The following is a 15,835-nucleotide window of genomic DNA, read 5'->3' as shown; positions in this document are numbered from 1 at the left end:
TACCCTTGTAGATAACGACGTCTGGTATGTGAGAGTGAGCTACTGAGTGACCATCAAGGACGCCCCCGCGAAGAAGTCCGAACCACAATTGGCGGGCGGACGCGCTCTTGCCGTCGGTGTGCGCGAAATTCAAACGGGTGCGTTTGCCGACCCGGCCAATATCGGTGTCGTTTCACGTGAAACTCCTGCGGGCCCAGTAGGGTCGGTCGAGTCTCCCGCTACGAAGAAGCCCGCCAAAGGCAAAAGCGTGATGGAGGCGATGGACGAATCCTCCCCCCTCGGTCGCGAGCTCGCGAGTGAGACCAGGCGTCGCGAGAAGCTTCTGGGCAAAGAACTGCCTCGGCCGACCAGCACCCGCATCATGACCATCAGCAATCAGAAGGGCGGGGTCGGCAAGACGACGACGACGGTCAATATAGCCGCGGCCCTCGCCACTGCGGGACTGCAGGTGCTGGTGATCGACATCGATCCCCAGGGCAACGCCTCGACCGCACTGAACATCGACCACCACGCCGACGTGGACTCCATCTACGACGTCCTCATCGACGACGTCCCGCTGGGCGATGTCGTTGCCGTGTGCCCGGATGTGCCGAACCTCATCGTCGCGCCGGCGACGATTCATCTTGCCGGTGCCGAGATCGAACTGGTCTCGCTCGTTGCCCGCGAACAGCGCCTCCGCCGGGCGATCGATGTGTACGCCAGGCAGCGCGAGCAGAACGGCGAGCCGCGTCTGGACTTCGTCTTCATCGACTGCCCGCCCAGCCTTGGTCTCTTGACAGTCAATGCGTTCGTCGCCGCGAAGGAAGTACTCATCCCGATCCAGTGCGAGTACTACGCGCTCGAAGGCCTGAGCCAGCTCCTGAAGAACATCGAGATGATCCAGAAGCACCTCAACGCCGATCTCTCGGTTTCGACGATACTCCTGACGATGTACGACGGACGTACGAACCTCGCCGCCCAGGTGGCGGCCGAAGTGCGGGAGCATTTTCCCGAGCAGGTGCTGAAGGCGGTGGTTCCGCGCTCTGTCAGGATCTCGGAAGCGCCGAGCTATCAGCAGACCGTCATGACCTATGACCCCTCATCCAGTGGAGCCCTCTCCTACCAGGAAGCTGCGGCCGAAATCGCATCGCGGTCCTGAGAGCGACCGATCAGCGGTCCTTCGGGCCAGCAAGACGTAGAGCCGGAGCCTCGCTCCGAATCGTGGAAGGAAGAACATGGTGGAGAAGCGGCGTGGCCTGGGCCGGGGACTGGGTGCTTTGATCCCGAGTGCCCCTGCTGAGGAGATCCCCGAGCAGAGCGAGCCCGAACCCACACGGGCACGCTCGACGGAGGGAAAGTCCGACAGCGCGCCGGCGCCCCGCAAGCAGGGCGGACGGCCGGTGGACCTCTTCTTCGAGCGGGTCACGGAGGATGATGTAGCTGAGCAGCCGCGGTCCTATTCGTCAGCACTGCGCAGCGGGATCAACAAGAACGTCCTCGACGCTCAAACGAAGAGGGTTGCGAAAGCATCGACTAGTAAGTCTGCGGGCGGTGCGAGGCCGAAGGGGGCCGCGGGGGCTGCGCCCGGCCGAACCTCGACGACGTCCGCCGACCCGGTGCCGGCAGCCTCACCCGATCCGGCTGGGGTCCTTCCGCCCGCGACGACAGGCCGCGCGGTCGGGGGCGGTGCCCGTCACACCGACAGGGATGAAGCGGGTACGTCGTCCTCAGTCCGGACCGGGGAGCAGGCTGACGATCGACCCGGGTCTGCAGAAGGATCTGGCGCGAAGGGCCCGCGTCCGGCAGGTTCCGCGGACGGCGCTGCAATAGACCCGGCCGTGGTGGAGGCCGCGCTCTCCATCGGCGTTTCACGTGAAACACCTCGATCGCCGGTGTCGGAGCCTGCCGCGAGTGCAGCAGCCGAGGACGGTCTCGTTGCTGTACCAGGAGCGACCTTTGCCGATCTTGCGCTCGACAGTATTCATCCGAATCGCAAGCAACCGCGCATCGAGTTCAACGAAGACGAACTAGCGGAATTGGTGCACTCCATCCGGGAGATCGGCGTGCTGCAGCCAGTGGTCGTTCGCCCGTCGAAGGAGGCCGGCGATGCCCCTTACGAGCTGGTCATGGGCGAACGGCGATTGCGGGCTTCTCGCGAGGCAGGGATGGAGACCATTCCCGCGATCATCCGCTCGACGCTGGACGACGACCTCCTCCGTGACGCCTTGCTGGAGAATCTCCATCGGAGCGCCCTGAACCCTCTGGAGGAGGCGGCCGCTTACCAGCAGCTGCTGGACGACTTCGGGTGCTCCCACGACGAATTGGCCGGCCGACTCGGCCGCTCCCGTCCGCAAATCTCCAACACGCTCCGGTTGATGAAGCTCCCCCCGCTCGTGCAACGTCGGGTCGCCGCGGGTGTTCTCTCCGCCGGGCATGCACGGGCTCTGCTCGGGCTCGCAGACGCCGCCGAGATGGAGAAGCTCGCTCAGAGAATCGTCGCCGAAGGGTTATCGGTGAGGTCCACGGAAGAGATCGTGGCATTGAGTGGAGGACTACGACGCATCAACAAGTCGTCCACTCCGAAGGACGGCGCACGGCATGAGCGCCTGGATTACCTCGCGACGTCGCTGTCCGATCGTCTGGACACCAGCGTGAAGATCACCCTCGGTGCGAAGAAAGGTCGCGTGAGCATCGAGTTCGCTAGTGTGGACGATCTCAACCGGATCATCGGCGTCCTGTCTCCCGGCAAGGACTAGCCGGCCCGGCCGGTATCGGAGATCTGGCTCTTCGAACCGCTCCATACAGAGGGACGGGTAAGGGGACTGTTTCACGTGAAACGGTTTCCTTAGCGTTGGGTGTCCTATAGCTACATGGTGATTTCGTTCCGTGGGCATTCTCTCGCGCTGATGAAGGTGCAGCCGCCTTCGGTGAATCCCCTTGCCTCTCGCGGTCAGCTTCAACCGATCCTCGCGGGACCCGTCGAGACTTTGGTCGCGATCCTCGGTCATGTTCCACGTGAAACACGATGAGCGCTCCTCATAACTGGCTATGCTGCGCCGCTGGTGCGAATCCGACCTTCGGCCGCGGACAGTAGGCGACACTCAGTGTGCTCGATGCACAAACCGCGGTCGTGAGCTGTGACCCGCGCTTCCCGTTCATTCTGCTCGGTTCGCTAACGCCGCCCGGCTGCAATCTTTACCGGCGTACGTGAGGTTGTGACATTCTCGACTATGGTTCCACCCGAAAGGGACCCGCTTGCCTCGCTCCGCTGCCTGGTGGATCCCTCGTGTGAGCGCTGCTTGCTGGCCCCGCGACAGCAACGTTCCACGTGGAACAAAGCCTCTCCTTGCACCCGCACCCGCGCCCGCGTTCGCAAGGCCGGCGCGACGCCGCGCCAGGTCGATGGCGAAGGAGAGGACTACCGCTGAAAAGATCCAGCAGGACTGTGCGAGGAAGTGAGACTAGGGTCTTTCGCCTCAGCCCGTGATCTCGAGGAGTGGCATCTCTGGTTGCGTGAACGGGCCTCGTGGTTGTATCCGCGGTATGCGGGGTTAGTCGTCCCGCCTCGACTGGCTGACCGGAAGACTGCGAATATTGGCAAGGTACTCGGCTCAGGTGATCCGGCCCGGGCTGAGGAAGCACGAACGGCCAAGGCCCTGACGCCTGTGCGGAAGTTTCACGTGAAACGCAGCGGGCGGTGAGCTGCACGCAGTGTGCGTGCCCGGGTCTGCCGGATGCCATGGTGGGAGATCCCTTTGGAGGGCATCGGATCCCCGGCTGAGGCTCAAGGAACTGCTGTGCCTCAGGTCGGATGGACCTGCGGACCTCGCTCGCCTGCAGTGGCGGTCTCCGACGGCCGCTCGTCTGGTGCCTCGCGGGACGCTGCTGCCTGGATGCCTCGGCGGAACGCCGCTCCGCGGTCCTGGTTCACGGAACGCAGTGCGTTCAGGTCCGTATGCGGCCGGCGTGGGTTCGTGACCCGCGGATGCTGCCGTTCAGCCTAGGAGATCGCAATCGACCAGTCGCTCCACCGACCTTCAGTGCGGGGACGATCAAGGGGCTCTCGGCCCGAGGACGGGGGCGTACCGCATAAAGACCGCACTGATCGAGAGAGGCACCGGTCCTGTCGGCGCTCGGGTGTTGTTCCACGTGAAACCCGACGCCTCGTCTGCGGCGGACTGATGGCACCGACGAGACCGTGACTCGGGTCGAAACCTGGACCGGCGGAGATCTCAGCGGACATCCCCCTATCAGGAGGGCATGTGGGGTTGCTTTCACGGTTCCGGTGGGCAGGCGACGACGGCGGCGCTTGCTGTGGGCAAGGTGCGCTTATGACATTCCCAAGGCCGGAGTTGCCGCTGCTTTGCCTACGTCCACCGGATCTGCGAGGCATCGTTTCACGTGAAACCCGCTGAGTGGGCCCGGTCGGTGCTGTCGCACTGAGTCCGTTCGGCCCAATTCTGTTCAGAGCCCAGCACGTCGGCGGCTGAACCGGGCCACGCGTTGGTCTGTGACCACTACTCATGAGCTGTTCTGTGGCCGCTATCCGTGAAGCGATCGGCGGGTGGCGAGTTTCTCGGGAGCGACGGCTCCCCTGAGGAGCGCGACACCCAGGGACTGCGAGAGGAGGAAGGATGTACCAGCAGTTCGAGGCCCCCTCCTACCGCGTCGGTCGTCAGCGAATACGACAAAGGGGCCCGTCGGAATGATTCCGTCGGGCCCCTCGTCGAGCTTACGTCATCAGTTGATGAACGCGGCGAACTCCTGCTCGAGGACCTGCTTCGGCTTCGCGCCGATGGAGGTGGCCGCGACCTCTCCACCCTTGAAGACGTACACGGCCGGGATCGACGTGATGCCGTACTTCGCGGCGATGGCCGGATTGTCGTCGACGTTCACCTTCACGACGTCGACCTTCTCGCTGTGCTCGGCAGCGATGTCGTCGAGGATGGGCGACAGCATGCGGCAGGGACCGCACCATTCGGCCCAGAAGTCCACGATGACGGGCTTGCTGGCCTGCAGGACGTCAGCGTCGAACGACGCGTCCGTCACATCTTTTGCGTTGCTCATTGAGTTTCTCCTTGGGTGGGGTGGTCGATCAGAGGGTGGCTGATTCGGAAACGGCTTCGGCCGGCGGGGTAGGCACCGTCGCCGCTGTGAGGCTTGTGCTGACCGTGTCAGCCAGGTAGTGCTCCACGTCCAGGGCCGCAACGCAGCCGCTGCCGGCTGCCGTGATCGCCTGGCGGTAGGTCGGATCGATGACGTCACCGGCGGCGAACACACCTGACAAGGATGTCTTGGACGTCCGTCCCTGTACGGCGATGGTGCCCTCCTCCGTCAGGTGGAGCTGATCCTTGACGAGGTCGACACGCGGATCGTTGCCGATAGCAACGAAGATGCCGGTGACATCGACGTCCTTCGTCGTTCCGTCCACAGTGCTCGCCACCCGAACTCCCGTGACCTTCTCGGTGCCGTGAATTCCGACGACCTCGGAGTTCCACAGGAAGCGGATTTTCTCGTGGCCGAAGGCCCGGTCCTGCATGATCTTGGACGCACGAAGACTGTCTCGCCGGTGGATGACCGTCACGGAGCGCGCGAACTTCGTCAGGAACAGGGCTTCCTCCATGGCGGAGTCGCCACCGCCGACCACGGCGATGTCCTGATCCCGGAAGAAGAATCCGTCGCAGGTCGCGCACCAGCTCACGCCGTGCCCGGACAGGCGCTTCTCGTCGTCGAGGCCGATCTCGCGGTACTCCGACCCGGTGGAGATGATGACCGCACGTGCGAGGAACTCCTCGCCCGTGGCGATGGTGAGTTTCTTGATGTCGCCGGAGAGGTCCGCGGAGACAACGTCCTCATAGAGGATCTCGGTGCCGAACCTGCGGGCCTGCTGCTCGAACTGTTCCATGAGCTCAGGGCCCATGACGCCGTCCGGGAAGCCGGGGAAGTTCTCGACATCGGTGGTGTTCATGAGTTCCCCGCCGGCCTTCACCGAGCTGGCGATCATGAGCGGCTTGAGGTTGGCGCGAGCCGTGTAGACCGCTGCGGTGTACCCGGAGGGCCCGGAGCCGACGATGATGACGTCGTGGACCTTGTGCTCACCACCGGCGGCATCTGCCGTGGGTGCTTCCAGCTGGACGTCGGTGTGAGTTGTCACGTTTCCGGATGACCTTCCTGTCTTTTCCTGCATCGGTACTGCCGTGCCGAACGCTTTTCGCGGACACCTCCCACAACGGGGGCACAGGTGCGCTTATTCCGCCGCCGCCGGGCGTCCGGGCGCGCCCGTCGCACGGTCTGTTAAGCCGCACGATCTGCATGGACGGGTCAGCTGACCTCGATCTCGGCGATCCTGAGCCCGAACGGGAATTGGGCCTGGATGTTGGAGAGCCGGGGCAGCTGGGTGAAATTGATGATCACGTACTGTCCCGTGACGGGACCGTTCGCGCCCGAAGGGATGGGCAGGCTCGCCGTCGGTGCCGTGAAACCGCCCTGCGCGATCTGCTCGGCGCCGTCGAGCGTGGGTTGGTCGTTCACCAGGACGGAGAACGTGCCGCCGGCCGCGTTCAACTGGTCGATGGTGACCTGCGTGATGGCGGATTCCTCCTCCAACTCGACGACGAGTGCCAGGCTCGTGGCGAGCCCTCCGAAGGTGTCGCTCGCGTACACCTGGTTACCCCAGAACGTCGCCGGGTTGCCATCGATGATCAACGGCAGGGTGCCGTCGTTGCCCGCGTCGAGCCCGGGGTTGTCGGGTACGAGCCGGGTGATGCCTGCGATCACGGGGCTTGCCGCCGCAGTCGGTGTCGGTTCCGCCGAGGGCGCGGCGGCCGGCGGCGTCGTAGGGTCCTCGGCGGGTGCGCTGGTGGACTGGACGGGATCGTCCTCGGCGACGGGACTGCTTCCGCTGAAGACCGATCCGAGGTGGGTGGTCGCCAGGACGACGGCGACCACCAGAACCACGGCGAGCACCAACCCGACGAGGATCCGGGTGAACTTGCGGCCACCGCCGTCGTTGTCGTCGTAGTGGTCCCTGTCCGCATGTTCCGTGTCGTAGTCGTCCTGATCGACGTCCCCCGAGGTGTGGGGGTCATCGGTGTCGCCGGCGGCGGAGAGCGGGAATATCGACGCCGCCCGGCCGGTCTTCTGCGGTACCGGGGCGGAGACAGGCCCGGCCGCGGACGTGGTGCCAACCGCCGCTCCTGCTGCGGCGCCGGCGACCACCGCTGCGGGGCTCAGTCGCCCCGGGCCGTCTCCGTCGTGGTTCCCCTCGCGGGGCTCCTCCCGTGAGCCTGCTGCCGAGGCGCCGGCGGGCCGCCGGCTCGGCATCGGCGGCACGCGATGCGAGGACGGCCGATGGTCGTGCACCGGCTGCGCGGCGACCGGCTCCGCCGGCACGGGCGCGAGATCCGACGTGTCGTCCTCCTGTGCGTTCCTGGATCCCCGCCGACCGAAGCGCTGCGCAAGACCGGACAGGAGCGAGGGACGCCAGGACCGGTCGTCGTAGTCCTCGTAGTGGTCGTCGTCCTCGTCCTCGTAGGTCTCGGGTTCCGTGGACCGCGGACGGCCGAAGATCTCGGAACCGAGCGTGTCGGTGAAGAACGGTTCGATGTACGACGCCTCGGGGGACGGCGCATCCTGCTGCACGATCAGGTCGAGCATGTCGGCGGCAGGGGCGCGGTTCGTCACGAGGTAGGTGCCGGAGTCGGTGATGCCGAGGTCGAGGACCTGGATGTTGCTGTCCCGGTCGCCCGTGGCCAGGTCGCGCGCGCTCGAGGCCACCTGGTCGGCGTTGTCGGCCGAGGCGACGAGAATACTGACGGGCCGGTTGAGGACCTGGTCGACGCCGTCGAGCACGAGATCCTTCTCAGCAGATGCCAGGACGTAAGCGGTCACCTTGTACCGGCCGCCCAGTACTGAACCGACGTCTACTGCTTCTGGCACGTGTTCCTCCCCGGAAACGCTGGCTGATTTCTACCCATGCTACCGGTCGGTCGGTCCGTTTCCGGGTTGGTACGTCAGGCGCCGCTCCGGCGGAATCGAGCAAGGAGTGGCCCCGCGAGCTCGGTGAGTTCCGTGACGCGCAGCAGCTTCAGCATGACGAGGTACACCGCGAACATGAGGACTCCGCCGATCGCGAGTACCACGAGGGCGTTCAGCTTCGACTGCCAGAGGAAACCGTCCGCGCTGTACCCGCCGAAGGCCCAGCACAGCACGGTGCCGACGACGGCAGCCGTGATTCCGGCGAGGGTGAGGCGCACGTGGACGTCGAAGACATGTCCGGCGCCGTAGGAGCCGATCTTCCGGGTGAGGAACAGATGACTGACGACGACGGCGATCACGTTGCCGAGCGAGTAGGCGACAGCGAGGACCGGCACGATCAGCTGGGGGTCGAACGTACTCGCGATGAGGGCGAAGCCGACCCCGACGGCGGACAGGATCACCTGGATCTTGAGCGGGGTCCTGACGTCCTCGCTGGCGTAGAAGACGCGGTTGAGGAAGAAGTTGGCGCTGAGGAACGGGGCGCCGACCGCGAGGATCGCGATGATCACACCGTTGATCGCGGCGCTCTCGGGGGATTCGCTGAACAGGACGCCGAGCGGTCCGGCGAACGCCAGGAGGGCCGCGGCGCCGAAGACCGTGGCCACGCCGATCACGCGCAGGCCCTGGGACAGGGTGGCCCGCACCGTCCGCAGGTCGCCGTCGGCGTGCGCGGACGAGAGCTGGTTGAACATGACCGTGGCCAGCGACAGTGCAATGACCGAGTGCGGCAGCTGGTACACCATGGCGCCGAATTCGAGGTTCGTGAAGCCCGCGATCTGCACGGGAGGATCCTGGTCGAGGAACCTCTGGCGGGCATCGGAGGCGATGGTGGCGACGTTCAGGTTCACGAGGTAGAGACCGTTGCCGATGAGCATCGTCACGATCGTGATCGAGGCGAGCTTGCCCGTCCGCCCGAGGCCCGTGCCGCGGATCCCGAACTTCGGCCGCAGTCCGAGGTTCAGGCGCTTGAGCGGGACGAACAGCACGAGCGCCTGGATCACGATGCCGAGCGTGGTGCCGCCGGCCAGCAGGACCGTCTGCTCCACCGTCCACGTCTCGGGCCGGTGCTGTTCCGCCTGCTCGCCGCCCATGAGCACGATGAAGACCACCAGGAAGGCGATGGACACCAGATTGTTGACGACGGGCGCCCACATGTACGGGCCGAACGACCCGTTGGCGTTGAGGATCTGACCGGTTACCGCGTAGATCCCGTAGAAGAAGATCTGCGGCAGGCACCAGAAGGCGAAGGCCGTGGTGAGGGCGAGGTTCGCGCCCGTGAAATTCGTGATGACACCGACGATGACCGGCGCGGCGAGGGTGACGAGCACGGTCAGCACGAGGAGGACCGCGGCGGCGAGGGTGAGGAGCCGGCTGACGAAGTCCGCCCCCCGGTCCGGTTGCCTGCTGGCGCGGATGATCTGTGGCACCAGGACGGCGTTGAACACGCCCCCGGCCAGCATCAGGTAGAGGAAGTTCGGGAGGTTGTTGGCCGAGGTGAACAGGTCCGAGACCTGGCCGGTGGCGCCGATCGCCGTCGCCAGCAGGGCGACGCGGACCAGGCCGAGGATTCGCGACACGAGGGTACCGGCGGCCATGATCGCACTCGCGCGGACGGTGGAGCCGCCGCGCGGCGCCGAGGGGTCGGGGCGGACCGGGTGACCGGGGTCCTGCAGGGGTACCGAGGCTGTGTTCGTGTCAGACATCGCTTCCCATCGTCTCACCGATGGGGCGACGAGGGCGCGCCGCCGCCCGGGTGCGCGGGTCGCGCAGCGGGCTCAGAGGTGTTCGGGCAGGACCTCGCGGGCGAGGTCGGCGATCCGCCGTTCGTTGGGGAAGGAGAGGCGGCGGCCGAGGTCCTGCAGGGGCACCCAGGCGACATCCACCGCCTCGTGGTCCGGATCGTTCTCGATGGTGAGGTGACCGCCCGTGCTGATCAGGAGGTAGTGGTGGACGGTCTTGTGGACGCGGTGGCCACTGACCGTGAACCAGTAGTCGATGCTGCCGAGCGTGGCGACGATCCTGCCTTCGATGCCGGTCTCCTCGGCGATCTCCCGCACGGCCGCTTCCTCGTTGCCCTCCGACCCCTCGGGGTGGCCCTTGGGCAGGCACCATTCGAGGCGTCCGCCGCGGTTGAGGCGGGCGATGATGGCGACGTCGAGGGTCTCCTTCGACGCGTCGACCACGATGCCACCCGCAGACACCTCCTCCACCGTGGGCAGCTGGTGCTGCACGGCAGGCATACCCGTGGTTCCCATTGACACTGTCAACGGGGTGCGTTTCGGAGCACTTGGAACGGGTCGGTCCATGCAGACCACTGTAACGATCTTTGGCCCGGAGCGATGACGGGCCGACCCATCACCTGCCCGTTCCCACTGCGGTGTCACGGCATCGTGCGGCCCGGTCCGCGGTGTGGGAAACGGGTGCCGATCTGGCACCCTTGAGGGACTATGGCGCACCTGCTGGACACCTCGACCCTCACCGCACCCCTCCCTCCCGTTGTCCTCGAGATCGGCGAACTCTTCGACGCCGCGGGCCATGAGCTCTCGCTCGTCGGAGGGCCGGTACGGGACCTCTTCCTCGGCAGGGTGTCTCCCGACCTCGACTTCACCACGGACGCCGATCCGGACTCGACGCTCGCGGTCGTCAGGCGGTGGGCGGACGCGTACTGGGAGATCGGACGGGCGTTCGGCACGATCGGCCTCCGCAAGGACGGCTACCAGATCGAGATCACCACGTACCGCGCGGAGGCCTACGATCCGTCCTCGCGGAACCCCACGGTCGCCTTCGGCACGAACCTCCACGACGACCTCGAGCGCCGCGACTTCACGATCAACGCGATGGCCCTCCGGTTGCCGTCCCTCGAACTCGTCGACCCGTTCGGCGGTGTCCGGGATCTGCACGCGGGCGTCCTGCGTACCCCCGGCACACCGGCGTCGTCGTTCTCCGACGACCCGCTGCGCATGATGCGCGCCGCCCGTTTCGTCGCACAGCTCGGCGTCGGCCTCGCCCCCGAGGTGACGGAGGCGATGACACACATGGCCGAGCGGATCTCTATCATCTCCGCGGAGCGCGTGCGGGACGAACTGGTCAAGCTCATCCAGGGCAAGGCGCCCGACGCCGGGATCGATCTGATGGTGGAGACGGGACTCGCGGAGTACGTGATGCCGGAGGTCTCCGCCCTGCGGCTGGAGACGGACGAGCACCACCGCCACAAGGACGTCTACCAGCATTCGCTCACCGTCCTGCGCCAGGCGTGCTCCCTGGAGTCCGGCGAGGACGGACCCGTCCCAGGACCTGACGTTGTCCTGCGCCTGGCCGCCCTCCTGCACGACATCGGCAAGCCCGCGACCCGCAGGTTCGAGCCCGGGGGTGCCGTCAGCTTCCGGCACCACGACGCCGTCGGCGCGAAGCTCGCGGCGAAGAGGCTCCGGGCGCTGAGGTTCGACAACGACACCATCAAGGCCGTCGCGCGCCTGGTGGAACTGCACATGCGGTTCTACGGCTACGGCGAGGCGGGCTGGAGCGATTCGGCCGTGCGCCGCTACGTGAGCGACGCCGGACCCCTCCTCGAGCGACTGCACCGCCTCACGCGCTCGGACGTCACCACCCGGAACCGGCGCAAGGCCGAACGGCTGGCGTTCGCCTACGACGACCTGGAGGCGAGGATCGCTGCGCTCGCCGACCAGGAGGAACTGGCCTCGATCCGCCCCGACCTCGACGGCGAGCAGATCATGGCGCTGCTCGGCATCCGCCCCGGCCCGGTGGTGGGTCGCGCCTACCGGTTCCTCCTCGAGGAGCGGATGGAACACGGACCGCAGGACCCCGCCGACGCACAGACCAAGCTCCGCCACTGGTGGAGCGAACAACCCGAATCCCAGGAGAGCACCCCATGAAGCCGTTGTCAGGAGCCGCAGTCCCGGACCTCACACCCTCCGGGACCCCCTTGCCCCGCTTGTGGCTGCTCCGGCACGGCGAGACGGAGTGGTCCAGGGACGGGCGCTACACAGGCCTGACCGACCTGCCCTTGACCGCGCACGGAGAGGAGCAGGCACTCGCCGCCCGCGAGCACCTCCAGGGCATCGACTTCGACCTCGTGATGACCTCACCGCTGCAGCGTGCGGTCCGCACGGCCGAACTCGCAGGATTCCCCGACGCCGAGGTGCTGCCCTACGCCCACGAGTGGGACTACGGCGCCAACGAGGGCCTGGTCAGCGCGACGGTCCGGGAGGAGAACCCCGGCTACCTGATCTGGAACGACGGCGCGCCGGACGGCGAGACGCTGGATCAGGTGGCGGAGCGGGCGGACCGCGTCATCGCCCGCGTCCAGGCCGGGTGCGGCACCCCCGCCGACCGGGACCCGGGGGCGACGCCCGTGGAGCATGCGCTGCTCGTGGCGCACGGTCACTTCCTGCGGATCGTCGCGGCCCGGTGGCTGCAGTTCGGCGGCATCGAGGGCCGCCGGTTCGTCCTCGGCACGGCCGCGGTGTGCGCGCTCGGCTGGGACAAGCACACGCCCGCCATCGTGCACTGGAACCTCTAGGCGCTGTCGGGCCCTGACCTCGGCCGCGGTCCGCGGACGAAGCGCCGGAGGGCCCACTCGAGCGGCCCGGTCCGGTACCTCGAGAGGATGAGGGTGCTGCAGGCAGCCTGGGCGGCGAAGAGCACGACGACGACCACGACCACCAGGGCGGGCGGGAGCCGGTCCATCAGGCCCAGGCCGTACCCCGTGAAGACGAGGCACAGCACGGCGGACTGGGCGAGATAGTTGCTCAGGGACAGGCGCCCGGTGGGAGCGAGCACCGCCGTGACGGCGCGTCCTGCGCGTGATCCCAGCACCAGCAGGAGGGACGCGGCGTAGCCCGCGGTCACGAGCGGTGACGCCAGCACCGAGATCCCGGTGGCGAGGACCGGCGCCGCACCGCCGCCACCCCCGACGTCGAGGTACGCCGCGTACGCCGCGCCGGCAAGGCCGAGCGGAAGGGCCAGCACGACGACGCGCCACAGGACCGTGCGTGGAGGCACCTCGGGGCGGAGCACGCCCAGCATCGCCAGGGCGGATCCCGCGAAGAAGGCCGCGAGGGCCAGCGGCCCCTGGAAGAACAGGACGGACGGAAGGACGACGCCGTACGTCGCCGCGTTGACTGCCAGAGCGTCGGCGGGGGACGCCGTCGGCCTGATCTGTGCGGTCGGGCCATCGGGGCCTGCGGGACCGCCGACGAGCAGGAGCACCGCCACGGCGACGAGGAGCAGGGCCATCCCCAGCGTGATCCCGGCCGCGAGACCGAGGCGCGCACGCGGCGCGATGGACCCGGCGGCGGCCAGGACCGTCCCTGCCACCGCGTAGGTCAGGAGGATGTCGCCGTAGAACAAGGTCAGCCCATGGACGATGCCGAGGACCCCGAGGAAGACGAGGCGCCGCGTTCGACGCCGTTCTAGGTCCGCGCCGGCTGTCTCCGCGAGGACGACGGACCCGTAGCCGAACAGCAGCGAGAACAGCAGGTAGAACTTCCCCTCGAAGAACGTCATCACGGCGAACCGGATGCCGAGGTCCGCCCCCGATGCAGTGGACTGGTCTTCTCCTCCCGTCAGGTGGGAGGAATCGGCGAAGAACCACACATTGACCATGAGGATCCCGAAGAGCGCGAATCCCCGCAGGGCGTCGATCTGCGCGATGCGGGAACTCGTGGCGGTCGATCCCGACACCCGATGTCCCCTTTCCGAGAATATCCGAACAAATCAACCCGAAGGGCTATGCCGGTGCATATTCCATACGGTAGCTTTGTTCACGTGCCATTGGGCCTTCCCAACTCGAGCTGTTCACAGCGCGAACCGCGAGTGACCCGTGGCCGCAGGACCCAGGTCACTCGATAGAACGGAGGTGGAGATCGTGAATACCATGCTCGGCGGAGCCTTTGCCCGCCTCACCGATCCCGCCTTCGTCATCCGTCTTCATTAGGAAGCCGGCGCACCGGCGGTAGCCGGCCGACCCAGCATCACCTCCGTGCCCGTGCGCGGCTTCCCTCCATCTATTTCCCGGTAATGCCATTCGTGGCTCGTCCTGCCGAATTCCGCCCTGCCGAAAGTCCGTCATGCCCAATTCCCAGCCCATTCCTGTCCAATTCACCGACGACCCTCCCGGAATACCGCCCGTCTTCGGCGAATTCATCATGAGCGGATCGCTGACTCCTGTTCCGCGCGTTCCTCCGGGACAGGACCTCCGGGGTGCCCCGCCCCAGCCCATGCCCGGCTTCCACCGCAGGAAGGAGGTGCGACGCATGCTGAGGAGATGGAGGAACGGGCTGTCCCTGTGGGGACAGATCTGGGTCGGCAGAGCCCGTGACCCGTGGGAGGCGACACAGCGGTTCACGCTGCCTCAGCACACCACGTACATCAAGTGACCGGCGGGGCCGCGCCGACTGCATCCGGCGGTCAGATCAGCGATCCCGGGTGCGGTCGGCGGCGGTGAGGCGCCCGTCGGGCGTCCTGTTTGGTTCACGGAATGCGGGGGCGCGAACGCGGCGTTATAGGGTCGTGAGGTTACGCGACCGGCCTTCTCCCGCCGGTCGGAAGGGAGAAGGTGTGTCCGGCGTCAGACGCGTGGCCATGCTGTCCCTGCACACCTCGCCGCTCGAGCAACCCGGCACGGGGGACGCAGGTGGCATGAACGTCTACGTCAGGAGCACGGCCCTCGAACTCGCGGGCGTCGGGATCGACGTCGAGATCTTCACCCGGGAAGCCGGTGCAGGACGCCCGCGGCGCGAGGTGGTCGCCGACGGCGTCGTGGTCCACCACCTCGATGCGGGACCCCGCCGCCGTATTCCCAAGGAAGCCCTTCCAGGACTGACGGACACCCTCACCGACGCGATCACCGAGGTGGCCGACCTCCTCGCGGACGGGCACTTCGACGTCCTGCACTCCCACTACTGGGTCTCAGGCACGGTGGGCCTCGCGCTCAGCCGGGAGATGAATCTGCCCCTGGTCCACTCCATGCACACCATGGCGAAGGTCAAGAACCTGCGCATGAAGGCGCTCAGCGCTGCGGAACCGGCCGAGCGGATCGCCGGTGAGGAGGAGATCGTGGCAGGGGCGGCCCGCCTGATCGCGAACACGAGCACCGAGGCGTCCGAACTCGTCTCGCTCTACGGAGCCGACCCGGACCGGGTGGACGTGGTGGCTCCGGGCGTCGATCTGTCCACCTTCCACCCGGGCGACAGGACCGCCGCGCGCGCCGCGTTGGCCTTCCCGCCGGAGCAGTTCCATGTGGTGTTCGCGGGAAGGATTCAGAAGCTGAAGGGTCCACAGGTCCTCGTGGCCGCGGCCGCGGAACTCCGGCGCCGGAGGCCGGACATCGCGCTCGCCGTCAGCATCCTCGGCGCGGGGAGCGGCTCCGAGGCGCTCGCCCTCCAGCCCCTCATCGACGACGCCGGCCTCACCCGGGACGTGCGCCTGTACCCGCCCGTCACGGCCTCCCACCTCGCCCAGTGGTTCCGTGCCGCGGACGTGGTGGTCATGCCCTCCTTCAGTGAATCCTTCGGTCTCGTGGCGCTCGAGGCGCAGGCCTGTGGCACCCCGGTGATCGCCGCCAACGTCGGCGGGCTGCCGCAGGCCGTGAGCGACGGACGCAGCGGCCTTCTCGTGGACGGCCACTCCGCGGCGGGTTGGGCGGACGTCCTGGAGCGCCTGCATGACGACACGCGCCTGGCGGAGGCGCTGGGGCGTGGGGCCGCCACCCACGCGCTGGCGTTCGGCTGGCAACGCACGGCCCTGCTGACGGCCCAGAGCTACCGCTCCGCCGTCGAGCGCTGACGGCGGCCGCCCG

11 protein-coding genes are annotated in these 15,835 nt (G+C 67.2%); 5 read left to right on the top strand and 6 right to left on the bottom strand.

Features of this window, described 5'->3' with window-relative positions; translation table 11 throughout:
• Positions 1-250: 250 nt before the first annotated feature.
• Both ACX80F_RS05780 and ACX80F_RS05775 read left to right on the top strand, forming a co-directional pair.
• On the top strand, positions 251-1,138 hold the full coding sequence (locus ACX80F_RS05780; RefSeq protein WP_459335652.1) for a ParA family protein: 888 nt from the start codon (positions 251-253) through the stop codon (positions 1,136-1,138).
• A 322-nt stretch (positions 1,139-1,460) separates the two neighbouring features.
• Positions 1,461-2,735: a ParB/RepB/Spo0J family partition protein gene (locus ACX80F_RS05775; protein WP_459335651.1), complete on the top strand. Its 1,275-nt coding sequence runs from the start codon at positions 1,461-1,463 to the stop codon at positions 2,733-2,735.
• Positions 2,736-4,719: 1,984 nt separating this feature from the next.
• Here the strand turns inward: ACX80F_RS05775 and trxA are convergent.
• The 5 genes from trxA to ACX80F_RS05750 form a co-directional block, all read right to left on the bottom strand.
• Positions 4,720-5,046 (bottom strand): thioredoxin, encoded by a 327-nt coding sequence (gene trxA, locus ACX80F_RS05770; protein WP_199278902.1) that lies wholly within the window; start codon positions 5,044-5,046, stop codon positions 4,720-4,722.
• A gap of 28 nt (positions 5,047-5,074) precedes the next feature.
• Entirely contained in the window at positions 5,075-6,166 is a 1,092-nt protein-coding gene (gene trxB, locus ACX80F_RS05765) for a thioredoxin-disulfide reductase (RefSeq protein ID WP_459335439.1), read from the bottom strand.
• A 134-nt stretch (positions 6,167-6,300) separates the two neighbouring features.
• Positions 6,301-7,917, bottom strand: a complete 1,617-nt coding sequence (locus ACX80F_RS05760) for an ABC transporter substrate-binding protein (RefSeq protein ID WP_459335438.1) — start codon at positions 7,915-7,917, stop codon at positions 6,301-6,303.
• A gap of 74 nt (positions 7,918-7,991) precedes the next feature.
• The gene (gene murJ, locus ACX80F_RS05755) at positions 7,992-9,719 is read right to left on the bottom strand and encodes a murein biosynthesis integral membrane protein MurJ (protein ID WP_459335437.1); all 1,728 of its coding nucleotides are present in this window, start codon (positions 9,717-9,719) and stop codon (positions 7,992-7,994) included.
• A gap of 72 nt (positions 9,720-9,791) precedes the next feature.
• On the bottom strand, positions 9,792-10,271 hold the full coding sequence (locus ACX80F_RS05750) for an NUDIX hydrolase (RefSeq protein WP_459335436.1): 480 nt from the start codon (positions 10,269-10,271) through the stop codon (positions 9,792-9,794).
• A 192-nt stretch (positions 10,272-10,463) separates the two neighbouring features.
• On the opposite strand from ACX80F_RS05750, the gene ACX80F_RS05745 reads away from it, so the two are divergent.
• Together ACX80F_RS05745 and ACX80F_RS05740 are read left to right on the top strand one after the other, a co-directional pair.
• Entirely contained in the window at positions 10,464-11,909 is a 1,446-nt protein-coding gene (locus ACX80F_RS05745; protein WP_459335435.1) for a CCA tRNA nucleotidyltransferase, read from the top strand.
• On the top strand, positions 11,906-12,556 hold the full coding sequence (locus ACX80F_RS05740; protein WP_459335434.1) for a histidine phosphatase family protein: 651 nt from the start codon (positions 11,906-11,908) through the stop codon (positions 12,554-12,556). Before ACX80F_RS05745 ends, ACX80F_RS05740 begins: the two co-directional genes overlap by 4 nt.
• Here ACX80F_RS05740 and ACX80F_RS05735 read toward each other — a convergent pair.
• A complete protein-coding gene (locus ACX80F_RS05735) occupies positions 12,553-13,719 on the bottom strand; it encodes a DUF418 domain-containing protein (RefSeq protein WP_459335433.1) in 1,167 nt (388 codons plus the stop codon). The two genes, ACX80F_RS05740 and ACX80F_RS05735, sit on opposite strands and share 4 nt — an antisense overlap.
• An 876-nt stretch (positions 13,720-14,595) precedes the next feature.
• On the opposite strand from ACX80F_RS05735, the gene mshA reads away from it, so the two are divergent.
• Positions 14,596-15,822 (top strand): D-inositol-3-phosphate glycosyltransferase, encoded by a 1,227-nt coding sequence (gene mshA, locus ACX80F_RS05730; RefSeq protein ID WP_459335432.1) that lies wholly within the window; start codon positions 14,596-14,598, stop codon positions 15,820-15,822.
• Positions 15,823-15,835 lie beyond the last annotated feature (13 nt).

Source organism: Arthrobacter sp. TMS2-4 (genome assembly GCF_054511075.1).
This window is presented reverse-complemented; position numbering and strand designations above follow the sequence as displayed.